The organism is Acinetobacter sp. FDAARGOS_724 (assembly GCF_013364475.1).
GTDB classification, from domain to species: Bacteria; Pseudomonadota; Gammaproteobacteria; order Pseudomonadales; family Moraxellaceae; genus Acinetobacter; species Acinetobacter variabilis.
In genome coordinates this window covers 401,095-424,360 of sequence record NZ_CP054908.1, presented here as the reverse complement: position 1 = coordinate 424,360, position 23,266 = coordinate 401,095, and the positions used below count along the sequence as shown (strand labels likewise).

At 43.1% G+C, this 23,266-nt stretch carries 19 protein-coding genes and 2 pseudogenes; 11 read left to right on the top strand and 10 right to left on the bottom strand.

Annotation, left to right across the window (positions count from 1 at the left end):
* Positions 1–57 precede the first annotated feature (57 nt).
* The 5 genes from FOC32_RS03380 to mdtD all read right to left on the bottom strand — a co-directional run bounded on the left by FOC32_RS03380 (position 58) and on the right by mdtD (position 5,364).
* Positions 58–414 carry a RidA family protein gene (locus tag FOC32_RS03380; RefSeq protein WP_005233436.1) on the bottom strand — a complete coding sequence of 119 codons (357 nt, stop codon included), beginning with the start codon at positions 412–414 and terminating at the stop codon, positions 58–60.
* A 4-nt stretch (positions 415–418) separates the two neighbouring features.
* Positions 419–1,714, bottom strand: coding sequence for a shikimate transporter (gene shiA, locus FOC32_RS03375; RefSeq protein WP_175966339.1), 1,296 nt, complete (start codon positions 1,712–1,714; stop codon positions 419–421).
* A 222-nt stretch (positions 1,715–1,936) separates the two neighbouring features.
* Entirely contained in the window at positions 1,937–2,992 is a 1,056-nt protein-coding gene (gene dinB / locus FOC32_RS03370; RefSeq protein WP_175966338.1) for a DNA polymerase IV, read from the bottom strand.
* Positions 2,993–3,135: 143 nt separating this feature from the next.
* Positions 3,136–3,921: a GH25 family lysozyme gene (locus FOC32_RS03365; protein ID WP_175966336.1), complete on the bottom strand. Its 786-nt coding sequence runs from the start codon at positions 3,919–3,921 to the stop codon at positions 3,136–3,138.
* A gap of 51 nt (positions 3,922–3,972) precedes the next feature.
* Positions 3,973–5,364 carry a multidrug transporter subunit MdtD gene (gene mdtD, locus FOC32_RS03360; RefSeq protein WP_175966334.1) on the bottom strand — a complete coding sequence of 464 codons (1,392 nt, stop codon included), beginning with the start codon at positions 5,362–5,364 and terminating at the stop codon, positions 3,973–3,975.
* A gap of 351 nt (positions 5,365–5,715) precedes the next feature.
* Here mdtD and FOC32_RS03355 point away from each other — a divergent pair, with 351 nt between their 5' ends.
* Positions 5,716–6,681 (top strand): hypothetical protein, encoded by a 966-nt coding sequence (locus FOC32_RS03355; RefSeq protein ID WP_125279419.1) that lies wholly within the window; start codon positions 5,716–5,718, stop codon positions 6,679–6,681.
* 90 nt (positions 6,682–6,771) lie between these two features.
* Here the strand turns inward: FOC32_RS03355 and FOC32_RS03350 are convergent, their stop codons facing one another.
* Entirely contained in the window at positions 6,772–7,392 is a 621-nt protein-coding gene (locus FOC32_RS03350) for a TIGR00730 family Rossman fold protein (protein WP_125279420.1), read from the bottom strand.
* Positions 7,393–7,715: 323 nt separating this feature from the next.
* Here FOC32_RS03350 and FOC32_RS03345 point away from each other — a divergent pair, with 323 nt between their 5' ends.
* The 6 genes from FOC32_RS03345 (at position 7,716) to FOC32_RS03320 (ending at position 16,202) form a co-directional block, all read left to right on the top strand.
* Positions 7,716–9,296 (top strand): TerC family protein, encoded by a 1,581-nt coding sequence (locus tag FOC32_RS03345; RefSeq protein WP_104426943.1) that lies wholly within the window; start codon positions 7,716–7,718, stop codon positions 9,294–9,296.
* A gap of 74 nt (positions 9,297–9,370) precedes the next feature.
* Positions 9,371–9,835 carry a YchJ family protein gene (locus FOC32_RS03340; protein ID WP_125279421.1) on the top strand — a complete coding sequence of 155 codons (465 nt, stop codon included), beginning with the start codon at positions 9,371–9,373 and terminating at the stop codon, positions 9,833–9,835.
* A 61-nt stretch (positions 9,836–9,896) separates the two neighbouring features.
* Complete coding sequence (locus FOC32_RS03335; RefSeq protein WP_104426945.1) at positions 9,897–10,541, top strand: trimeric intracellular cation channel family protein; 645 nt, start codon at positions 9,897–9,899, stop codon at positions 10,539–10,541.
* A 131-nt stretch (positions 10,542–10,672) separates the two neighbouring features.
* On the top strand, positions 10,673–11,992 hold the full coding sequence (locus FOC32_RS03330) for an MFS transporter (protein ID WP_005233444.1): 1,320 nt from the start codon (positions 10,673–10,675) through the stop codon (positions 11,990–11,992).
* A gap of 163 nt (positions 11,993–12,155) precedes the next feature.
* A complete protein-coding gene (gene parC / locus FOC32_RS03325; protein ID WP_175966333.1) occupies positions 12,156–14,375 on the top strand; it encodes a DNA topoisomerase IV subunit A in 2,220 nt (739 codons plus the stop codon).
* A gap of 150 nt (positions 14,376–14,525) precedes the next feature.
* Positions 14,526–16,202, top strand: a complete 1,677-nt coding sequence (locus tag FOC32_RS03320; RefSeq protein WP_125279423.1) for an AMP-binding protein — start codon at positions 14,526–14,528, stop codon at positions 16,200–16,202.
* 37 nt (positions 16,203–16,239) lie between these two features.
* Here the strand turns inward: FOC32_RS03320 and FOC32_RS03315 are convergent, their stop codons facing one another.
* Positions 16,240–16,626, bottom strand: coding sequence for a hypothetical protein (locus tag FOC32_RS03315; RefSeq protein WP_004787363.1), 387 nt, complete (start codon positions 16,624–16,626; stop codon positions 16,240–16,242).
* Positions 16,627–16,726: 100 nt separating this feature from the next.
* Between FOC32_RS03315 and FOC32_RS03310 the strand changes: the two genes are divergently transcribed.
* Positions 16,727–17,125 (top strand): MAPEG family protein, encoded by a 399-nt coding sequence (locus FOC32_RS03310; RefSeq protein ID WP_034169791.1) that lies wholly within the window; start codon positions 16,727–16,729, stop codon positions 17,123–17,125.
* Between the two features lie 120 nt (positions 17,126–17,245).
* Positions 17,246–17,782, top strand: a complete 537-nt coding sequence (ppa, locus tag FOC32_RS03305; RefSeq protein ID WP_005233448.1) for an inorganic diphosphatase — start codon at positions 17,246–17,248, stop codon at positions 17,780–17,782.
* Positions 17,783–17,882: 100 nt separating this feature from the next.
* Here ppa and FOC32_RS03300 read toward each other — a convergent pair whose 3' ends face one another.
* Positions 17,883–19,220 (bottom strand): OprD family outer membrane porin, encoded by a 1,338-nt coding sequence (locus FOC32_RS03300; protein WP_034169790.1) that lies wholly within the window; start codon positions 19,218–19,220, stop codon positions 17,883–17,885.
* 867 nt (positions 19,221–20,087) lie between these two features.
* Between FOC32_RS03300 and FOC32_RS03295 the strand changes: the two genes are divergently transcribed.
* The gene (locus tag FOC32_RS03295) at positions 20,088–20,819 is read left to right on the top strand and encodes a TorF family putative porin (RefSeq protein WP_125279424.1); all 732 of its coding nucleotides are present in this window, start codon (positions 20,088–20,090) and stop codon (positions 20,817–20,819) included.
* 45 nt (positions 20,820–20,864) lie between these two features.
* Here FOC32_RS03295 and FOC32_RS03290 read toward each other — a convergent pair.
* Positions 20,865–21,518: pseudogene (locus FOC32_RS03290) on the bottom strand (ATP-binding protein); the annotation flags it as partial.
* A 155-nt stretch (positions 21,519–21,673) separates the two neighbouring features.
* Here FOC32_RS03290 and FOC32_RS03285 point away from each other — a divergent pair.
* Positions 21,674–22,042: pseudogene (locus FOC32_RS03285) on the top strand (Tn7 transposase TnsA N-terminal domain-containing protein); the annotation flags it as partial.
* Between the two features lie 44 nt (positions 22,043–22,086).
* Here the strand turns inward: FOC32_RS03285 and FOC32_RS03280 are convergent.
* Positions 22,087–23,252, bottom strand: a protein-coding gene (locus FOC32_RS03280; RefSeq protein ID WP_087748731.1) for an IS3-like element ISAba22 family transposase whose coding sequence is annotated in 2 segments (ribosomal slippage) — positions 22,087–22,994 and positions 22,994–23,252 — 1,167 coding nt in all. Because the reading frame shifts where the segments join, the coding sequence is not laid out codon by codon here.
* Positions 23,253–23,266: the final 14 nt, after the last annotated feature.

Here is a 23,266-nt window from a genome sequence, read left to right as displayed (position 1 = left end):
GCCAAGTGCATACTTTTTTCTATTTTAGATGAGTAGCAATTAGGCCTGAATAGAAGTCTATTCAGGTTTGACGGCTACGACAGTCAGTTCCACTAACACGCGTGGATCATACAGTTTAGCTTCGACACAGGTGCGGGGCAGGGCTTGAATATCCGATACCCAGGCATCCCAGACTTCATTAAACGCTGCATAATCTTTTTCAATATCTTTGAGATAAATCGTCACAGACATGATCTGGCTTTTATCGGTACCGGCATCCGCCAGGAACTGATCGATAATATCCAGTGTCTGCTGGGTTTGACCTTTGATATCCAGATCCAGATCTGTCGCCAGCTGGCCGGCAAGATGAACCAGATTGCCGGCAATGGCGATCTCAGAAAAGCGTTGTGAAACATGCAAACGTTGAACAGACATCAGCTTAATCCTTGGTTTTTGGCATCAAGGCTGCGACTAATGCAGTCAATAGGCAGCCTATCGCAAGATAGATAGCTACATAATGCCATGAACCATCACCCCAAATCACTAAGGAGGCTGCAATCATCGGAGTAAAACCACCACCAATAATACTGGCAACCTGATAACCGACTCCGGCACCGCTATAGCGATATTCTGTACCAAATAGCGAGGTAAAAATCGGTTGATGCACGCTGACCACCATGTCATGTGCAACATTGGCCAGTAGAATGGCACCGACAATAATCATCCAGGTATTTTGTGCATCCAGTGCCATAAAGAAAGGGAAAGCAGACACTGCACCGATCAAGCCACCCCAGACACACATAGTTTTATGCTGAATTTTATCGGATAGCCAAGCAAAGAAAGGAATACTGAAACAGCTAATCGCACCAACCATCAGGGTGATATTCAGGAAGAACTGTTTGTCCATGCCCAGGTTGTTGGTGGAATAGTTCAGGGCAAAGTTGGTGACCAGATACATGGTCAGCAGTTCGGTCAAACGTAAGGCAATAATATAGAAAAAGGCTTTCGGATGTTTGCTGATGGCCTGCAAAATCGGCAGTTTTTCTGGATGATGATCTGCCTTAATCACTTTCTCTACGAATTCTTGGGATTCATCCTGATCACGGCGAATCCACATCGCAATTCCGATCAGTACGATACTGGCAATAAATGGAATCCGCCAAGCCCATTCAGCAAAAGCCTCTTCACCCAGTGTAGCAATAATAAGGGATACTGCGCCCGTTGCCAGTACCAGACCTACGCCATAGCCGACCTGAACGCCACTGCTATAAAAGGCTTTTTTCCCTTTAGGGGCATTTTCCACCGCCATCAGGGCAGCACCACCCCATTCACCGCCGACTGCAAAGCCTTGAATGGCACGCAGTGTCACCAGTAAAACCGGTGCCCACCAGCCAATAGCTTCGAAATTAGGTAAAAAACCAATCCCGACGGTGGAAATCCCCATCAGGACCACAGTCAGAACCAGCATTTTCTTGCGGCCGAGCTTGTCGCCGAAATGACCAAATACCACACCACCTAGAGGGCGAAACAGAAAGCCAACACCAAAGGTCGCTAGCGCCGCTAAGGTGCCCATATTGGCACCAATGCTGGGGAAAAACTGGTCTTTAAAAATTAAGGCCGCAACAATGCCGTAAAGGAGAAAATCATACCAGTCGACAACGGCACCAACAAAACTGGATAACGCCGCTTTACGCGCGCGCCGTTCTTGAATAACAGAAGAATTTACAGAGGACATGCAGGGAGGGATTCCATGAGATACATCAGAGTTGCCCTGTAATATTCGGATTTGATCGTCACGCCAATCACAGGACAGTATGCTGAAAGTAAAGGTGATTTCCAGCATCTCAGCACATACATGGATAATGCATTGCGCAGATAGAGTACTCCAAAAATTCAAAATGTAAAAACAAAGTTGCCGTATTTTTAAACTAACGTCTAATACTTGTACAAAATAGGCCTAAAGCAGCAGCAATTGTGTTTCTGTTTCACGTGCAGCGAGCTGATAAACGCCAAGCCCAATCAGCCGAAATTGCAGTTGAGGAGTAATATGCATCTCTTGAAGCAGTAAGTGTAAAGCCTGCTCCAGTTCTTGCGGGCTACGCAGCAACTGGCTGAAGCTTTTACTATGCTGCATGGTCTGAAAATTTTTCATTCTCAGTTTCACAGTAACCCCGCGGGCAGAGAGCTGCTTTTTTTCCAGACTCTGCCAGAGCTGGGCAATTAATGGCTGCCAGTAAGGTTGGCATTGCGGTAAATATAAATTATCATCGAAAGTCGTTTCCTTGGAAATCTGCTGGCGTTCCCGTTCAGCTTCAACTGGCCGATCATCAATACCTTGAGCATAAAGAAAAAGACGCCGTCCATATTTGCCAAAATGTTGAATCAGGATTGCTTCTTCAATCTGCTGTAAATCTCCCAAGGTTTCCAGATTCAAACTTTTTAGTTTTTCTTGAGTGACTTTGCCTACACCGGGAATTTTCTTGAGTGGAAGATCTTGAATAAAACTCTGTACTTGTGAAGGTTTGATAACACAGATTCCATTCGGCTTATGCCAGTCGGAGGCAATCTTTGCGAGAAATTTATTCGGCGCCACGCCGGCAGAAGCGGTTAGTCCGGTAACTTGAAAAATATCTTCACGAATGCGCATTGCCACTTCAGTGGCACTTGGAATCAGCTGTAAATTTTCGGTGACATCCAGATAAGCTTCATCCAGAGACAACGGTTCGATGACCTTAGTATAAATTTGAAAAATTTGGTGAATCTGCGCAGAGACCTGACGGTATTTGGCAAAATCCGGTTCAATCACGATGACCTGAGGACAGAGCTTACGTGCTTGAGTCATCGGCATGGCAGAACGCAGTCCGAACTCGCGGGCCGGATAGGAGGCAGCCGCCACTACTGCCCGGGGATGATGTGAGGCAATCACCACAGGCAGAGCGTTCAGCTCCGGACGTTCACGCAGCTCGACTGAGGCGTAGAAAGCATCCATATCGATATGAATAATTTTGCGCATATCCAGTATCTTAAGTGGCTTTAGTTGGATTGGGAAGAGACCAGATTGATAAGTAAACAAGCTAAAGCATTATTCAATATGAAGCATATCCTGCCTAAAGGATTCAATATCCATTTCATGGTTGAATCAGGGAGAAATAGGGTTTATTTCTTGGCCGGAGGCTTGGACTGATCTTGGGTGGGAATACTGTTCTGCTGTAAAAATTTGTTCCAGTCCTGCTCCGAGCCATAAAACACATTCAGATCCACAGTACGGGCAATGCCGGGAATTTCACCCTGACTACTATGCTGCCAGAAGGTCCATTTAGGCTGGCCCTTTAAATCTGGCAAACCCTGGTACTCACGTACCCAGAGCGGTACGTCAGCAAACTCTCCCGCCAGCACAATGTTATAAAAAGATTTCGACACATAGAAAATCGGCTGCTTGCCATAATGGTGTTTTAAGGCATCATGCATGACCCGAATTTCCTTGAGCAGCTGCTCTTTGGAATAGTGATTGATGCATTTGCTGTCATATTCCAGATCCATGACAGGAGGCAGGGCATCCGTTTTACGCGGGACAGACTCTATAAAATTCTGAGCCTGAATACTGCCATCGCGGCAAAGCCGATAAAAATGATAAGCACCGACCAGAAAGCCCTGTTCGCGGGCCTGCAGCCAGTATTCCTGAAACTTGGTATCTTTAAAATCACCGCCTTCTGTAGATTTTAAATAGACAAATTTATATTTCTGTTTCGGGATTTTCTTCCAGTCTATCTCTTTCTGATGATGAGAAACATCGAAACCATGAATCGGATAATCTGCTGCATGCGCTGATGGCTGTTTGAAAACCAGTAGATAAAGTACAGTCGTCACCACAAGCGTAATCAGCAGCCCGACTGCAATCACTGAGTATTTTTTCCAGTTGCTAGAGGTGGGAGCTGCTTTCATTGTGAGTGGTGGCCTGATTTACGGATATTCATATCGAGTATATATTCTGCCCTAGACTGGCGTGTTTTTGGGGATATGCCAGAAAATATAGGCAGCAATAATGTTAATACAGCCCAGACAGAGCAGCGAAACGTGGAAGGCATTATCCAGCTGCTCAGGGCCGAAGTAGGCACTAAACATATTGACTAGCGTACCTGCCAGTGCCACCCCGATACTCATCGACAGCATCATGATCATCGACAGGAAACTGTTGCCGCTGCTGGCATCCTGCTGGCTTAAATCTTTTAAAGTCAGCGTATTCATTGAGACAAATTGCAGCGAATTCAGAATCCCGAACACAAAGAAATGCATCGCACGTAACCAGATTGGAGTCTCCGCCGTAGTCAAGGCAAAACTGGCGATACACAGACCGACCAGCAAGGTATTGATCAATAAGACTCTGCGATAACCAAAACGCTGAATGATTTTGCGGATAATCGGTTTAGATGCTAAAGAACCGAGTACGGTTGGAATCATCAGTAAACCGGTAATAAAAGGTTCAAAACCAAAAGCGACCTGCAACATTAAAGGCAATAAAAACGGAATCGAGTTACCGCCGAGCCGGGCAAAGAAATTACCTAGAATGCCAATCGAATAAATCTTATTTTTAAATAATTTACTGCGAAAAAGTGCATTTAGATGAGTATGCGAATGATAGGCATAGATGAGTGAGGCAATCAGACCACTTCCGACCAGACTTAAGCTCCACCAGAGGGGATATTGTGGATTGGCAAAGTTTTCAATTCCCAGACACAAACCAATCATCGCGATGACCAGCAGAATAAAACCGCCAAAATCAAAACGTTGTACCGTCGGTTCAGTGATATTCGGCATAGCTTTAAAGGTAATCAATGCACCCAGCAGACCAATTGGCAGATTGATCAGGAAAATCCAGTGCCAGGATAGATACTCCACCATCCAGCCACCTAAGGTCGGACCGATCAGAGGACCCATCAATCCAGCCAGACTCATCAGGCTCATGGCGGACAAAAACTGGGTACGAGGAATGATTTTCAGCATGGCCAGTCGTCCGACTGGAAGCAGCAAAGCACCACCAATACCTTGAAATACCCGATAAACCAGCAGTTCATTCAGATTCCCAGACCAGGCACAGCCCAGTGAGGCCAGAGCAAAAATAATGATTGCTGCAAAATAGATATTTCGAACCCCAAAGCGATCTGCCAGCCAGCCACTCAAGGGAATGCAGGCTGCCACAGAAAGCACATAGGCCACCACCACACTATGCATCCGTAACGGATCTTCTTGCAGATTACTGGCAATCGCAGGTAAGGCCGTATTGATAATCGTGGTATCGAGGCCCTGCATGAAAAAGCCAATCGACACCAGCAAGACCAGCAGTCTGAATTCAGGTTGTAGGGATTGATGCGTAGGCGTGACATTCATGGATTTAAAAAATCATCTATTTTTAATAGTTTAAAGAAATCTATGCAGCAGTGTGACTGAAATAAAAACGATTGTGAATAGGAGTCGTGTAGACAAAATGCTAATGAATTCACAGCCTGATTTCAGTTATTGAAGAGAAAGGGTAAAAGATATATTTCTATACTGCGAACATCTCAAACTTATACGGATTCATAAATAGGTCATTTTTGGAAAACTTCAAGCTTCTTTGTAAGGAGCAGGCTACAAAAAATATGACAGAAATGTCATGAAAATGAAATAAAACCGTCATAATCTGGGGCAAACTTCCAGAGCTGCTGTACTGGGAACTGTCTAGTAAAAGGTTTTGTACTTATGACCATCGAGATTCTGATGGTAGTTGGCTTCTGTTTGGCCGCCTATTCCATCGTGGGGAATGATGTTCCGCAAACATTAGGAACATTTATTTCATCGAACTCACATCGCCCATGGTGGGTACTCTGGATTTACATCAGTACTATTCTGGTTGTGGTGTTAATTTATGGCTGGTTTGCCTCTGGAGTAGGGGATGCTTCTTATGGACGTCTGGAAACCATTCCTTTCCCTGAAGATGGGGTCACCTGGCTATATGTAGTACCGCCTCTTTTACTGATCATTTTGACCAAATATGGTATTCCGGTGAGTACTACTTTCTTGGTGCTCACTATCTTCTCTCCGAGCAGTCTGGGTTCCATGCTGACCAAGTCAATGATGGGTTACGCCGTCGCTTTCTTTGTGGCGATTATTATCTATCGTCTGGTCATGAAAAAACTCGCGGTCTATTTTAGTGAAACCCGCGATCAGCAACATTCTCCGATGTGGATGGCCTTGCAATGGTTATCTACGGCATTTCTGTGGAGCCAGTGGCTGATCCAGGATTTGGCCAATATCTTTGTTTATGTGCCGCGTCAGGTGCCGTTTGAGTTCCTGATCTTTGCCATTTCTGTATTTGTCATCCTGCTAGGCATGATTCTTTACCAGCGTGGTGGAGCTATCCAGAATATTGTCGATACCAAGACCGGAGTGACCGATGTCCGTTCTGCTACGATTATCGACTTCATTTATGCGCTGATTCTGCTGGTGTTCAAAGAGTGGAGTAACATCCCGATGAGTACCACTTGGGTATTCTTGGGGTTATTGGCTGGTCGTGAATTTGCCATTTCAATGCTGGTGACTGAAGTCAACAAGCACCGTACTTCACGTAATGTCAGCAAAGACGCGATGAAACTGATGTTTGGCCTAGCCATTAGTGTGTTTCTGGCGACGACTTTGCCTTGGTTCTATCACACGATTTCAGGTTAATGTCTTTGCATGTATAAATGAAAAAAGCGAGCATCAAGCTCGCTTTTTTCATGGCTTTAAATCATTGGTATCTAAAGCAGATGAAAAAAATTAAACCACAAAACGTTGCGGAGCATCCAGATTCAGCAAGGTGGTATAAATCTGATCTGCATGCTCACAGACAATCAGTTTAGCCCGATGCTGGGGCGGCAAGAATCCTTCCTGCACGGCAAGATCAAGCTGGGTAATCAGTGGATTATAAAAACCATTGACGTTATACAGCATCATCGGTTTTTGATGCTGATTTAGCTGACCCCAGGTCGCAATTTCCAGAATTTCTTCAAAAGTGCCCAAACCACCCGGCAAGGCGACAAAGGCACAGGCCCGGTCTGCCATCATGGCTTTACGCTGATGCATGCTGGTGACGATATGCAGTTCTGTGAGTTGAGGATGAGCAATCTCATAATCCAGCATAAATTCTGGAATCACGCCTACCGCTTCACCACCATGCTGAATCATGGTGTCTGCTACCTGACCCATCAGGCCAATACTGGCGCCGCCATAAACCAGACCAAAACCATGTTCGGCCAGACCTTGAGAAAGTTGAATCGCTTTTTCCAGATAAATCGGTTTGTTGCCGGCACGAGAGCCACAATATAAAGCCACTAGCGGGCGTGTTGTTTTTGGGGAGTTATCATTAAAATAATCGGTCATTTTCATTACACTTTGCATTTATTTTTTTCACCTTATCATTTTTTTATCTACTTACTATAACTTAGTTAACAAATATGACAATTCCATGAGCTGACCTCATTTTAGGACAAAATCTTTCATTCAAATTCATCCATAATCCCGGATGAAAACAGGTGAATTTCATGGTGTTCTTGATATACTGAAAGTCTGTCTTACTACAATAGAACTCATATGGGTAGTCGAAGTTGGCGCTTTAATTTAATAAAACGTCACATTATCAAGTCTTTAATTCAAGTCGGGTATCAACCTGTATCTCATCATGCAAATACTTGCCTTTCTCCTCGGTTAGAGGAGCAGATGCGATGATTTTTGAATGGATGTCAGATCCCTCTGCCTGGATTGGCTTACTCACACTGATTGTTCTTGAAATTGTACTCGGGATCGATAACCTGGTCTTTATTGCAATTCTGGCTGAAAAACTTCCACCCGAACAGCGTAATGCGGCGCGTATTACCGGTCTGGGCTTAGCCCTGTTAATGCGACTGGTGTTACTGGCATCGATTGCCTGGGTCGTAACGCTTACCGAACCGCTATTCCATATCTTTGAGCATCCATTTTCAGGACGCGACCTGATTTTATTATTCGGTGGTGTGTTCCTGCTGTTTAAGGGCACCATGGAGCTGCATGAGCGTCTGGAAGCCAAACCTGTAACCAAGGAAGAAAATCCGGTTCAGGCGGTGTTCTGGATGGTGATTGTGCAGATCGTGGTACTGGACGCTGTGTTCTCGCTCGACAGCGTGATTACTGCAGTTGGCATGGTTAAAGACCTGTCTGTGATGATGATCGCGGTGATTATCGCAGTCGGTATCATGTTGTGGGCCTCTAAAGCGCTGATGGATTTCGTCAACAAGCACCCGACAGTAGTGATTCTCTGTCTGGGCTTCCTGATGATGATTGGTTTCTCGCTGGTGGTTGAAGGCTTCGGTTTCCATATTCCAAAAGGCTATCTATATGCCGCGATTGGTTTCTCGGTAATTGTCGAGTTCATTAACCAGACCATGAAACGTAATCAGGAAAAAATGGTGACCACTACTGATATGCGTTACCGTACTGCGTCTGCCGTAATGCGTATGCTGGGCGGGAAACCGGCTCAGGACAATGATTCTTCTGAACCGGAAGATGTACTGGCGACTCGTGCCTTTGCTGATGAAGTCTTTGATGATGATGAAAGTGGGGTCTACCATAGCGTTATGGTGCAGGGCGTACTTGGCTTGTCAGAACGTCCAGTGAAGTCGGTGATGACACCACGTCCTGAATTGGAATGGATTGATCTGGAAGATGATCATGCCAGTATCAAAGAGCAGTTATTGCATATGAGCCATTCACGCCTGATTGTGGCGCGTGGCGAACTGGACAATATTGCTGGAGTCGTGCTGACCCATAAAGTTCTGAACGAATACATCGAAACAGGCATTTTAGACTTCGAAAAACATCTGCGTGAACCAGTGATTGTGCATGAAAATGCTCAGGTCTTGATGGTGATGGATCAGCTACGTCAGGCACCGCTACAAATGGCGCTGGTGTTGAATGAATATGGTTCGATCGAAGGTGTAGCGACACCGATTGATGTACTGGAAGCGATTGCCGGTGAATTCCCGGATGAAGATCAGCTAGAAGCAGCCGTAGAGAGCCTAGAAGATGGCAGCCTGATTCTGGATGGTTCAACCGATATTCGCCATGTGTCACTGCTTCTGGATCGTGATCTGGTCAATGAAACGGAAGAATATTCAACTTTGTCGGGTTATATCCTGTTCCATCTGGGACGCTTGCCGGAAAATGGCGAAAAGCTCGAAGCAGATGATTATATCTTTGAGGTGGTTACTATGGACGGCCACAAGATTGATAAGGTGCATATTATTGCCCCAGCGAACCGGAAAGATTAGTTCAACGCCCGAAGGGCGAAGCTAAAATTTTGCTAAAATAGCCTGCATTGTCGGGCTATTTTTATGGAATCAATATGTCAGAAGCATGTCCATGTGGACGAGGTGAATATGCAAGCTGTTGCCAGCCACTACATCAGGGCCAGCAATTGGCTCAAAGCGCCGAGCAATTAATGCGCTCGCGGTATAGTGCCTTTGCCAAGCATGAAATTGATTATATCCAGCAGACTACCGCCCGCAGACAGCAGCAGGCTTTGGACATGCCAGCCATTGCTGAATGGAGCCGTAGTAATCGATGGCTAAAGCTGGAAATCGTGCAGGCCAATGAAAAACTGGACAAGACTCATGCGCTGGTCGAGTTCAAAGCACATTATCACGATGGCAAGCAGGCTCAGATTCATCATGAAATTTCACATTTTGTGAAGTTCGAAAATCGCTGGTACTTTCTGGATCCGACGACAGATCAACAGCTTACAATGAAACAGCCGTGCATCTGTGGCTCCGGGAAAAAATTTAAGCAATGTTGTGCGCATTTTTTATAATTTTCACATAGATTTAGCTTAGAATAGCCGCCATCTCAAAGCCTCAGGTGGAAGCAGGGCGATGTTACTGACCGTCATCTATATTATTGCAATTACCGCTGAAGCCATGACCGGAGCCTTGTCTGCCGGTCGGCGTAGTATGGACTGGTTCGGGGTCACGATTATTGCCTGTGTCACGGCGCTCGGTGGTGGATCGGTACGTGATGTACTGCTTGGCCATTATCCCTTGACCTGGGTCAAACACCCGGAATATCTGGTGCTGACCTGTTGTGCCGCCTTTATCACCATCCTGATTGCCAAATGGATGCGTCATTTACGCAATATCTTCCTGGTACTGGATGCTTTAGGCCTCATCGGCTTTACCATCATTGGCTGTCAGATTGCACTGGAAATGGGGCATGGCTTTGTAGTCAGTGCGGTCGCTGGGGTTCTGACCGGAGTGTCGGGCGGTATTTTACGTGACATTTTATGTAATGATGTGCCCTTGGTCTTCCGTCGTGAACTGTATGCCAGTATTTCCTTTGTTGCAGTCATTTTCTATTGGCTCTGCAGCAATTTCGGTCTGTCACTCGAATTGACCATTATTTCCACCCTGATTTTTGGCTTTAGTTTGCGTTTGATTGCAATCTATTTCGGTCTGGAAATGCCGAAGTTTATCTATAAGGATGATGACGAACAGTCTGCTTCATCCAAAGACGAATCTTGATATGAATTATGGTAACTGTGGGAGGGAAAACTTCCCGCAGGTGTACGCATTCGTAGTATAAAAAAATAAAAAATCAAACCTCCTGTTGGGACAGCAGCATCTCCCGTTTCACCTGATCAGAGATTTTTGTTATGGATTTAGTTTCTCGGATACAGCGCTTGCCGATCGGTAAGTTCCACTACACTCTTTTATGGGTGATTGGTCTTGGCTGGATGTTTGATGCCATGGATACGGGATTGATTTCCTTTATTCTGGCGAAAATGGCTGAAGACTGGCAGATGACCGCTGACCAGAAAAGCTGGGTGGTCTCGATTGGTTTTATCGGTATGGCCATTGGGGCGATTTTCTCAGGTGGACTGGCGGATCGCTGGGGACGTAAAACGGTATTTGCCAGTACGCTGGTGGTGTATAGTCTGGCGACTGCTGCCTGTGCCTTTGCGCCTAATCTGACCTGGTTACTGGTATTCCGTTTTATTGTCGGTCTGGGATTAGGGGGGCAGTTGCCGGTTGCGGTGACGCTGGTCAGTGAATATATCCCGGCACGGGTACGTGGTCGTTTCATTGTGCTGCTGGAAAGTTTCTGGGGCTTGGGCTGGCTGGTGGCAGCACTGGTGTCACGTTTTGTGATTCCTGATTTTGGCTGGCAAGCTGCATTCATGATTGGCGGGATACCGGCACTGTATGCCATCGTAATCTGGAAACTGGTGCCTGAGTCGGTGCCGTATCTGATCAATCGTGGCCGGGTAGATGAAGCGCAAGCTCTGGTTAAAAAGATTGAGCGCAAATGCGGCGTCGAAGTTATGGAAATCTTTGAAGTTAAACCTGTGGCTGCCAAGCAGAATATCTCGTTTACCCAGCTCTGGAGTGGTATTTTTGCCCGCCGCACCTTGATGCTGTGGCTAATCTGGTTTGGGATCGTTTTCTCCTACTATGGTATTTTTACCTGGTTACCAAGCCTTCTGGTCAAGGAAGGCTATACCATCGTGCAGTCTTTTGAATACGTCCTAGTTATGATTCTGGCACAATTGCCGGGTTATATTGCGGCAGCATGGCTGGTCGAAAAACTCGGTCGTAAGGCAACTTTAGCTGGCTTTATCGGCATGTGCGCGATCTCAGCCTATTTCTTTGGTCAGTCCGGCAGTGTTACCGAGATCGTGATCTGGGGTTGTCTGATGTCCTTCTTTAATCTGGGGGCATGGGGCGTTCTTTATACCTATACACCAGAACAGTATCCAACCAATATCCGTGCTTTTGGTTCAGGCTGGGCCGGTGCAATTGGCCGTATTGGCGGGATTGCTGCACCTTTTGCCGTAACCCATTTGATGGGGATGCCAAACGGTTTCAGTTACGTCTTTACCATGTTTACTGCGGTGCTGATTGCAGTGGCTGTGGTCATTTTAGTCCTGGGTGAAGAGACTAAGGGCAAGACGCTAGAATCCATGGGTTTATAAGGTTGGTGATTTTTTAGTTGCTCAGCTGCTATAAAGTGGATATTTTTAGCCCATAAGACACGATTTGTCGCGCTGTGTAGTTTACTGCCCTTGTGCAGTACACAGCCGCGACTTAGCATAAGAAACATTGATACAAAAACGAATTTTAGGATTATAGGTTGTTATGACAAGCCTTGCGCATCATGCGACAGAAAACCGTTCCGTAGCCGAATTTACCGAACAAGCTTATTTAAATTATGCCATGTACGTGATTATGGATCGTGCATTGCCACATATCAGTGACGGTTTGAAACCGGTACAGCGCCGTATTGTTTATGCCATGAGTGAACTGGGTCTGAAATGGACCAGTAAACCGAAAAAATCGGCACGTACTGTCGGGGATGTACTGGGTAAATACCATCCACATGGTGACTCGGCCTGTTATGAAGCCATGGTCTTAATGGCGCAGCCATTCAGTTATCGCTATCCGTTTATTGAAGGACAGGGCAACTGGGGTTCACCGGATGATCCTAAATCTTTCGCGGCGATGCGTTATACCGAAGCCAAACTGTCGCAATATAGCGAACTGCTTTTATCCGAACTAGGACAGGGTACCTGTGACTGGCAGGATAACTTTGATGGTTCGATGAAAGAACCCATCAACTTGCCGGCACGTGTTCCCAATATCCTGCTAAATGGTACCACCGGGATTGCTGTGGGGATGGCGACCGATATTCCACCGCACAACTTGCGCGAAGTGGTGAAAGGTACTATCGCCCTGATCCGTAATCCGAACCTGACCGATGCCAAAATGGCAGAATACATTCCGGGACCGGATTTACCGACCAAAGCAGAAATCATCACACCACCATCAGAGCTGCTTAAAATTCAGACGACAGGTCGTGGCAGCTATCGCATGCGTGCGGTATATACCATTGATAAAAATGAAATCGTGATTACCGAATTGCCGTATCAGGTATCCGGTTCAAAAATCATCAGCCAGATTGCAGATCAAATGCAGGCGAAAAAACTGCCATTGGTCACTGATGTTCGTGATGAATCGGATCATGAGAATCCAACACGTTTAGTGGTGGTACTGCGTTCGAACCGTATTGATGCGGAAGCAGTAATGAGCCACCTGTTTGCGACCACTGATCTCGAATCCAGCTATCGCGTCAATATGAACATGATTGGCGCGGATGGCCGTCCACAAGTGAAATCGATTCGTCGTATTCTGCTGGAATGGATCGAAATCCGTAAGACTACTGTTACTCGCCGTCTGCAATATCATCTGAACAAGATCGAAAAACGCTTGCATATTCTCGGCGGTTTGATCATTGCCTACTTAAATATTGATGAAGTCATTCGGATTATTCGTGAGGAAGATCAGCCTAAACCGGTGTTGATGGAACGGTTCGGTATTGATGAGATTCAGGCCGAAGCCATTTTAGAACTCAAGCTGCGTCATCTGGCCAAACTCGAAGAAATGGAACTGCGCCGCGAACAGGAAGAGCTGGAAGCCAAAGCTGCGGTGATTCGTGAACAGTTGGCGAATCCTGAGTCTTTAAAAACCTTGATCATCAATGAATTAAAAGAAGATGCCAAGAAATTTGGGGATAATCGCCGTTCTCCAATCGTACAACGTGCCGAAGCCGCTGCAATTGATGAAACTGAAATGCTGCCAGCGGATCCTGTAACGGTCGTATTGTCTGAAGCGGGCTGGATTCGCTGTGCCAAAGGGCATGAGGTGGATGCTGAAAATCTGAATTTCCGTGTGGGCGATCAGTATCTCAGTCATGCCCAAGGTAAGTCTAATCAACGCGTCTATGTATTAGACGATAGTGGTCGTAGCTATGGTTTGCCAATCAATAGCCTGCCATCGGCACGAGGACTTGGTGAACCATTGAGTTCAAAACTGTCTCCGGCAAGTGGGGTAGGCTTCAAGCAGGTGTTGGTCGCTGAAGATGATGCGGAAATCCTGGCAATCAGCAGTAAAGGTTATGGATTTAAAACCCAGGCCAAGCAGCTGGATACCAATGCCAAAGCTGGCAAGGCTTTCCTGAACCTATCTGAAGGTGCACAGGTCATGAACCTGCAGCCGCTGGAAGACGCAACTCATGTTGCACTACTCAGTTCAGCTGGCCGTCTACTGGTTGTTGATCTGTCGGAATTACCTGTACTCAATAAAGGTAAAGGTAATAAATTGATACAACTTGAAGATAAAGATCAAATTTTATCCATGACAATATTGAAACTTGATGAAACAATTCAAGTGCTTGCAGGACAGCAACAATTAAAACTTAAAGGGCATGACTTGCAAAAATATATTGGGAAACGAGGCTCTAAAGGAACCCTGTTACCACGTGGATATCAAAAAGCAAATAAACTGTTGATTCAAAGATAATACTAGCATCCATGAATCGAAATACGTTATATATGAGTAACGATTCGACAAATGGATGCAATGTTGCACATATACAAGTCTAAAAAATGACGTGCAGCATTGAAAAAAACAGTTGAACTACTAAGGATTATGATTGGAGAGATTGGCATTATGGAAAAAATTTGGTTCGCTGAATACCAAAAAACAGGGATTCCAGAAACTGTAGAATTACCAGCAGAAAATACATCTCTGGTTGATATTTTTGAACGCAATTTCCAAAAATTTGGCTCACGTGATGCCTTTATCTTTATGGATAAGACTTTAACGTTCAATGAGTTGGAAGAAGCTAGTCGTAAATTCGCAGCATATTTACAAAGTTTGGGTCTGGCAAAAGGCACACGTGTTGCCGTAATGATGCCAAACGTTCTTCAATATCCGGTCGTAGCATTGGGGGTGTTCCGCGCTGGTTTAGTACTGGTGAATGTAAATCCACTGTATACATCACGTGAGCTTGAGCATCAGTTAAAAGATTCTGGCGCTGAAGTTCTGGTCATTATTGAGAATTTTGCAAGCGTTTATCAGTCAATTATTGGCAAAACACCTGTGAAGCACGTCGTGGTTGCTTCTGTGGGTGACATGCTGGGTGCTTTAAAAGGTACTTTGGTGAACTTTGTATTACGTTCAGTACGTAAGCAGATTCCGGCATGGGATATTCCAGGTCACATCAAGTTCAATGCAGCCCTGAATAAAGTTAACCCAAGCAACTATAAACGCCCTGAATTGACTTTAAGTGATACTGCTGTACTTCAGTACACAGGTGGTACTACAGGTGTTTCTAAAGGTGCTGAACTGACCCATCGTAACCTGGTTGCTAACCTGTTGCAGTGTGACGGTATCTTCCAGAGCAAATTCGGTGCGCAAGATGGCCAGCCAGATGACCGTATTTTCTGTGCTTTACCGCTTTATCACATCTTTGCTTTCATGGTCTGTGCACTTTACGGCATGTATAAAGGTCAGGCGAACGTTCTGATTCCTAACCCGCGTGATCTGCCTGCGGTGATGAAAGAATTACGTAAATACCAGCCAACATTCTTCCCTGCTGTGAACACGCTGTTTAATGCGCTTGTAAACAACGAAGAGTTCAAGCAACTGGATCATAGCCGTTTAAAAATGGCGATGGGCGGTGGTATGGCTGTTCTGCCTTCTACTGCAGAAGCTTGGAAGAAAATTACTGGCACTAACATCATTGAAGGTTATGGCCTGTCTGAAACTTCTCCAGTGGCAACTGCAAACCCACCAGCATCTGAAGAATTCAGCGGTACGATTGGTATTCCGTTGCCTTCAACTGAAGTTGGTATTCTTGATGATGACGGTAATGAAGTTGCACTCGGTGAGCAGGGTGAAATCTCAATCCGTGGTCCTCAAGTGATGAAAGGCTATTGGAACCGTCCGGATGAAACCGATAAAGTGATGGTAAATGGCTTCTTCCGTACCGGTGATATTGGTGTTATGGATTCACGTGGTTACATCAAAATCGTTGACCGTAAGAAAGACATGATTCTGGTCTCTGGCTTCAACGTTTATCCTTCTGAAATTGAAGAAGTCGTTGCGAAACATCCAAAGGTACTGGAAGTGGCTGCAATTGGTGTACCAGATGAAAAATCAGGTGAAGTGCCAAAATTGTTTGTTGTGAAGAAAGATCCTTCATTGACGACTGAAGAAGTTCTGGCATTTGCGAAAGAAAACCTGACCGGTTATAAACGCCCACGTTATGTGGAATTTATGGACGAGTTACCGAAATCTAACGTAGGCAAAATCCTGCGTAAAGACCTACGTAAGTCTGCATAAATCCTGCAATTAAAAAAAGCGCCTAAGGGCGCTTTTTTTAATTCTCTTTTTTCATTAGCCAGCGGTCGAAGTAAGGACGACCTACCCCGATCACACCCAAGAAAATAAACATGGTGCCAAACTGGCGGTTAAATCCTCTCAAATTAAAACTGCCATAACTGAGAATATTATCTATCAGGCAATAAATGATGATCGCGACTACCCAGTGCCAGATCGGCATACGCTTGATGCCTACCGCATAAAAAGCAATCCATAAGATGGCAAAGGTAAAGAGGGGAGACCAGATATTCATATTGGCACAAATGACGGCCATCAGAAATGCAACAATCGGTAATACGATTTTTAATACGCGATCCACTTGACGTTGATGCTGGCGCTGTTTCTCGAGGACATCGAACATTTCATTTTGATCAGGGCTGACCATAGTGAATCCTTAATCATTTATAAAAACACTCTATTTAACAAAATTTATTCACGAAACGCCATGCTATGATAGACATAAAAATTCTCAAGAGAAAAATCAGATGCATAGCATTAGTGGGGTTATCTATCTCATTTTGGCAGCTTGTCTTTTACCTTATGTTTTTACCTTGATTGCGAAAAAATCGGCAGGGTTTCGTGCAAAAGACAATCAGAATCCACGGGCATTTTTAGAAAAGTCCACAGGCCTGGCCAGTCGCGCCAATGCTGCTCAGCAGAACAGCTTTGAAAGCTTACCGCTCTTTATCGCCTCGATTCTGATGGCAGAATATATGGTCGTTACACAAAGTCTGGTCATGACCTTTGGGATTGCCTATCTAGTTTTTCGGGTCATCTATGGGATCTGTTATCTGGCGAACTGGTCGACCTTACGTTCAATTGTCTGGCTGTTATCCTTATTATGTCCAATAACCTTACTGCTGTTAATTATCAAAATCTCTTAAGCCGAAAATAAAGCAGTTTGAGATATTTACAGTTCGGTATTTTAAAATCAAAAAAAATCTGTAAAAACCGTTATAATTGTCGCGGTTTTTAAAAGATATAACTTGTTAAAGAGTGATGCTATGAGCTACAGCAATATCCCAGCGGGTAAAGATGCGCCAAACGACATCTATGTCATTATCGAAATTCCTGCAAATGCAGCACCAATCAAATATGAAATCGATAAAGATTCTGATGCATTGTTTGTAGACCGTTTCATGGGTACAGCAATGTTCTACCCAGCAAACTATGGTTATGTACCAAATACACTTTCTCTAGATGGCGACCCTCTAGACGTATTGGTGGTAACTCCACATCCAGTAGAGCCAGGTTCTGTAATTCGTTGCCGTCCTGTTGGTAAACTGAACATGGAAGATGACGGTGGTGTTGATGCGAAACTGGTTGCAGTTCCACACGACAAACTGACTCCGATCTACAAAGATGTTCAAGAATATACTGATCTTCCTCCATTACTGATTAGCCAAATCGAACACTTCTTCCAGCACTACAAAGACTTGGAACCAGGTAAATGGGTTAAGTTAAGTGGTTGGGAAGGTGCTGATGTTGCAAAACAGGAAGTACTTAGCTCAATTGCAGCTTATGCAGAAGCAAATAAATAATTCATTTGCTTTTCAGTTTGAGTCTTTAACTTTTTAAAGCTTAAACAAAAAAACCTGCACAATGTGCAGGTTTTTTATTATAGCTTGAAATTCGGGTGAATTAGAATAATTTCACAGGAATGTCTAACCAGATACGCCATTCGTTGGTGTCACCAATGTAGTTAGATTGGTAATCATTGCTTGCACGGTAGTAAGAGTGACGTAAACGCAAGCTCGCGTCTTTAGCAAAACCAGATTGAACAGTGTATTTCACCTGGTTAAAGAATTCACGTTCTTGTGCATCATTAGTCACTAACTGAGAACGATCTGGACTACCTGCTACATCAATATCCCAACCATATACAAATGCTGAAGTCCAAGATAGACCAGGAACATTTACAGCACCGAAGTCAAATGTGTATTGAAGTTGTGCTGATTTTTCATTATTACCAATGAAGTCAGACAGGTATGAGTTTGGTAGATAAATCGTTTGATGACCATCACCTACACCGCGACCCAAACCATAGTCATAGCCTGTGTTACCAGTATTTTGTTGGTAAGCCACCATGACATTGTGCGGACCAGTATTGTAAGTGGTAGAAATAGCCCAAATATTGTTGCTTAAGTTACTTAAGTCATTTGTGGTATGAGAATAAGTATATGCACCACCGTCAGCTTTTTTATCCCACTCGGTATGATAGCCACTAAAATCGTGAGTTAAAGTGCCGCCATTGGCTACTGCATAGCTATAGTTCGCATTTACATAATGACGGTCTAAACGGTCTTTAATATCTGTACCATAGTAAGAAGCGTTTAAAGCATCACTAAATTTATATTTCGCACCCCAAACAACAGCACGATCCAGCTCGTTACCATCAGAGTTGATTTGGTCTGAATATTGGTTTTTAGTAAATTTACCAGCTGTTAATGACAGGTTGTCAATTTCATTACTCGTCACTAATACGCCTTCAAAGTATTCAGGAACGAGACGTGCAGTATTTGATGCCAATACAGGAAGATCTAAAACTTGGGTACCATATACAGCAGTGGTATTAGATACACGAGCTTTCACATAAGCGCCGCCACGTGCCCAATGGTCATAGGAATCAACATGACCATTCTCATCTTTTGCTCCATTATTATGGAGAGGAATCATGCCGTTACCAGCATGCGCATTTTCCCCAAGCTTGAATGATGCATCACCGATGATCCCGGCACCAAAGCCGACCACACCTTGAGTAAAACCTGAATCCAGTTTCACGATTGCAGTCTGTGCAGCTGAACTTGTATCTGCTACGCCATTTTTCTTATCACGAGATAAATAACCAGTACGGAAAAGTACAGATCCTTCTGCATCTTCTACAAAACCTTTAGACTCACTTTGCTCGCTAGCAAAAGCGGTTGAGATCAATGCAGCCTGAATCAAAACTGCCAATGTTAACTTTTTTGTGTTTTGCATTGGGAGAGAGCCTTATACAAATTGATGGAAATTTTTAGGAATTGTATAAGATTCGCTGAATAAATGTCATTTTTATTTACGATACTCCACTAAAGTCGAGGGATTTTTTTAATCTAATGTGAATAATAGTAAGATATCTAATAGTCTAGATCCTGACCATATAGTAAAAAAACAAATAAAAACAAAGATATTTTTTAAATATAAATTCTCTGAAGGGTATGACTCATGAGTGTATCGATAATATTTAAAATTGAAATTCTTAGAATGAAAAAGTTGAGTGTTCAAAATCTTCATTTTCTGTCTCAGACTATCCATTAATAATTTCTTAAAAGTGAGAATTGATTATAAATTATTGAATTTTAATTTATAAATATTTAATTTAAATATTTATAAATCCAAAAATGCTGATAGATTTCCGAATAATAAAAAGTCATTCTATGAGAGTCACTTTTTGTTGCTTAGCACTATTTTGAACTTTTTAATCCAGAAATTTCTGAGTTTGGGTAAGAATCAAAAACTCGAATAAAGCAATCTGCTTCTTTACCTTTTATTTCTGCACCTTTTTTTAGCACAAAATTTAATCAAAGCGAAAAAAGTTTCAAAATGGCGCAACTTGTAAATGATTATGTATAAGGCCGAAAAAAGAAAATAAATCTTTGAAAAAGGGCTAATGTTAAAAAGAATCTATCAAAGTACTTTTTTTAAAAATTTAAATATAATTTAAAAACAAATACCTAGTGATTTATTTTATTTTTATTCATCAGATTTTAGTTGTTTTATTCCAGATTGGCATAGCTCTTGCAAATTTCGAACTCGAGTTTAATCAATATCATAAAAACGTCTCAAACGATCTGGGGGAGTCATACAATGAAATCAACATTAAAAGTATTATCTTTTGCTTTACTAGGTGCTGCATCTTCTTTCACTTTCGCGGATGAACCAGCTGCTGAACATTCAGTTTCTGGGAATATCAGTGTACTTTCAAGCTATAACCTGCGTGGGATTACCAACACACCTGAAAATAGCGGAGCTACTTTACAAGGTGGGCTTGACTATAATCATTCCTCTGGCTTCTATGTTGGTTGGTGGGGTTCTACCTTAGATTATTCTTTGGTTGAAGAAGGCCGTGATGCTTTTGAAAATAATTTCTATGCAGGCTACAGCCATTCGGTAAATGATGATTTGGGTTTAACGATCGGTACGACTTACTACTATTATTATGAATCTGATGAAGAAACGAATGGATTTGAGCTGTTATTAGGTCTGAGCTATAAAGATTTAGGTATTACAGCACAAACTCTTCTTGAAGATACCACTTGGGGCAATGCAGGTGATACCTATTTAAAAGCTACTTATAGCTATGCTTTACCACAAGATTTCAGCTTGGATACAGCTTTAGGCTTATATGCTTATGAAAAATCAGGTGATATCGAAGGAACTACGGAAAGTTTTGGTTTCCGTCATTTTGACATCGGTTTAAGTAAACCTCTTGCAGATACTGGTGTGACTGCAAGCATCAATTACATTATTGGTGGTTATGATCGTATGGATGTGAAACAAAAGAACAAAGTAGTATTCGGATTAGGTTATAGCTTCTAATTTTCTCTAAATAAAAAGGCGACTCTAAGTCGCCTTTTTTATTATTTAAATGTGTTGCCCGCGATAAGACAGGGCTTCCGATAAATGCCCAGTCTGAATATCTAGACTTTGGTTAAGATCGGCAATGGTTCGGGCAACACGCAAAATCCGATGATAGCCTCGTGCTGATAAATTCAGTTTCTGCTGAGCCAGTTCAATCATTTTTTGAGCTGGTGGATCGAGAGGGGCATATTGTTCCAGTTGTTTTGGGCTAAGACTCATGTTTAAGGCATTTTGCCGTTTGATCTGAATGTTATAAGCGGTAATCACGCGTTGTCTGACCGTTTCAGAGTTTTCGACAGGTTTATTGTCCTGTAACTCCTGTGCCTGTAAAGGTGGTACGTCAATATGCAGGTCAATCCGATCCAGTAATGGACCAGAAATCCGGTTCTGATAACGCTTGATGGTTTCAGGTGAACATTGACAGCGGATGTCCTGATTAAATGCATAACCGCATGGACAAGGATTCATGGCTGCCACCAGCTGAAAATTGGCTGGAAAGGTAATTTGCCGGGAAGCACGCGAGATCACAATTTCTTTGGACTCAAGCGGCTGACGTAATACTTCGAGTACCTTGCGGTCAAACTCAGGCAGTTCGTCCAGAAATAAAACGCCCAAATGTGCCAGTGTGATCTCTCCAGGTTTAGGATGTGAGCCACTGTCATATACTATAATAAAAGCTAGTGGGATAATTAGAATTCAAAAAGTTATCTAACAAAGTCTATAAAAATAAAAGCTAGTTATTACATTAATAAACGCTAGTTGATTGTAAAACTACCATAATAAAAGCTAGTCGATTAAAGCTGAGGTTGATAATGAAAAGAATCAGTGATGAATATAGCCCGGTAAGAAAAGCTCAAACAGTATACGGGAGTATCTCGGGTAACTATTCCTTTAGAGGTGAAAAAACAATCTGGTATGAATCAACTTTAGAGCGAGATTTTTTATTTAAGCAAGAATATAACGAAAATGTCATTGATGTAGTGGGGCAACCTGTTGCTATTCCTTATATTACTGAGTTAGGGAATGAATCAACATATACACCTGATTTTTTGGTGCAGTTTTCTAGTGCACAGTATGAAGATGTAGATTTATTTGCTGCACCATTATTGATCGAAATTAAACCTAGAAAAAAACTTCGAACAGATTGGAAAGGACTCAGACCCAAGTTTAAAGCTGCTTATACTGATATACGCTGAATTATCAGGAGACTTTCCCTTGGGAGATTTTAGGCAGCCAACTTATAAAAGTCTTCGGCCATTTGATTTGGTGTCTTAAAACCCAAACCCTTTTGAATTCTTCGATGATTATAAAATAACTCAATGTATTTTATAATATCTGCTTTGGCTTCTTCTCTGGTTTGATAGTTGTAATGATGCACTAACTCATTTTTCAGTATTCCCCAAAAGCTTTCAATCGGTGCATTATCGTAACAGTCTCCGCGCTTGCTCATTGAACCTTGAAAACCATATTGCTCAAGTATATTTCGATATTCATGGCTGCAATATTGACTTCCTCTGTCTGAATGCACAATCAGTTCTTTGGTTGGTTTTTGATTGTGAATAGCCATATTTAGCGCATTACAAACAAGCTGTGTTGTCATGCGCTCATTTAAGCTATAGCCAACCACTTGCTTCGTGTAAAGGTCTTTTACCGCTGCTAAGTACAGCCATCCTTCAACAGTCCATATGTACGTAATATCACTTGACCATGCTTGATTTGGTCTAGTCATTGAGAATTGTTGCTCCAGCAGGTTTTCATAGATCGCTCGATTATGGTCACTATTCGTAGTCCTTTTAAAACGCTTGTGTCGCTTACAATACAGGTGGTTCAGCGCTTTTATCTGACGTACAGCGTACATACTCATTTTTATGCCCTGAGCTTGTAAGTATTTGGTTAATCGAATATAACCATAGCTCTGCCTTGTCTCCTCATGGGCTATTTTCACCAATATCGTCTGTTGATTTCGTTGAATCGTTCTTTTGCTCACGCCTCTCTTGAGCCAATCATAAAAACATGAAACTGAAACATGAAGTAATCGAGCCATTAAGGTAATTGGAAATGAATATCTTTTTTGTTTCATATAGGCGTACCTTACTGACTTTCTTTGGCAAAGTACGCTGCTGCCTTTTTTAAAAATTCACGTTCCATTTCAGCTATTTTGAGCTGTTGTTTGAGTTTTTTATTTTCTTCGAGTAGAGCGTTTAGATCAGGTGAATACTGTTTTGTACCTGCTAAAGTTCCAGCCTTTGCTTTGGTATTCCAATTTGAAAGAGTTTGCATTGAAATGCTAAGTTGTCTAGCTGTTTCCGAGACATTGCCTTGATTGGCTTCAATTAATTTGATGGCTTCAGCTTTAAATTCTGTGGTGTAAGTCTTGTATTTCTTGCTCATGGTAAACTCCTGAT

Coding starts and splice junctions, on each gene's coding strand:
- FOC32_RS03380 (WP_005233436.1), bottom strand. CDS start 414: ATGTCTGTTCAACGTTTGCATGTTTCACAACGCTTTTCTGAGATCGCC.
- shiA (WP_175966339.1), bottom strand. CDS start 1,714: ATGTCCTCTGTAAATTCTTCTGTTATTCAAGAACGGCGCGCGCGTAAA.
- dinB (WP_175966338.1), bottom strand. CDS start 2,992: ATGCGCAAAATTATTCATATCGATATGGATGCTTTCTACGCCTCAGTC.
- FOC32_RS03365 (WP_175966336.1), bottom strand. CDS start 3,921: ATGAAAGCAGCTCCCACCTCTAGCAACTGGAAAAAATACTCAGTGATT.
- mdtD (WP_175966334.1), bottom strand. CDS start 5,364: ATGAATGTCACGCCTACGCATCAATCCCTACAACCTGAATTCAGACTG.
- FOC32_RS03355 (WP_125279419.1), top strand. CDS start 5,716: ATGACCATCGAGATTCTGATGGTAGTTGGCTTCTGTTTGGCCGCCTAT.
- FOC32_RS03350 (WP_125279420.1), bottom strand. CDS start 7,392: ATGCAAAGTGTAATGAAAATGACCGATTATTTTAATGATAACTCCCCA.
- FOC32_RS03345 (WP_104426943.1), top strand. CDS start 7,716: ATGATTTTTGAATGGATGTCAGATCCCTCTGCCTGGATTGGCTTACTC.
- FOC32_RS03340 (WP_125279421.1), top strand. CDS start 9,371: ATGTCAGAAGCATGTCCATGTGGACGAGGTGAATATGCAAGCTGTTGC.
- FOC32_RS03335 (WP_104426945.1), top strand. CDS start 9,897: ATGTTACTGACCGTCATCTATATTATTGCAATTACCGCTGAAGCCATG.
- FOC32_RS03330 (WP_005233444.1), top strand. CDS start 10,673: ATGGATTTAGTTTCTCGGATACAGCGCTTGCCGATCGGTAAGTTCCAC.
- parC (WP_175966333.1), top strand. CDS start 12,156: ATGACAAGCCTTGCGCATCATGCGACAGAAAACCGTTCCGTAGCCGAA.
- FOC32_RS03320 (WP_125279423.1), top strand. CDS start 14,526: ATGGAAAAAATTTGGTTCGCTGAATACCAAAAAACAGGGATTCCAGAA.
- FOC32_RS03315 (WP_004787363.1), bottom strand. CDS start 16,626: ATGGTCAGCCCTGATCAAAATGAAATGTTCGATGTCCTCGAGAAACAG.
- FOC32_RS03310 (WP_034169791.1), top strand. CDS start 16,727: ATGCATAGCATTAGTGGGGTTATCTATCTCATTTTGGCAGCTTGTCTT.
- ppa (WP_005233448.1), top strand. CDS start 17,246: ATGAGCTACAGCAATATCCCAGCGGGTAAAGATGCGCCAAACGACATC.
- FOC32_RS03300 (WP_034169790.1), bottom strand. CDS start 19,220: ATGCAAAACACAAAAAAGTTAACATTGGCAGTTTTGATTCAGGCTGCA.
- FOC32_RS03295 (WP_125279424.1), top strand. CDS start 20,088: ATGAAATCAACATTAAAAGTATTATCTTTTGCTTTACTAGGTGCTGCA.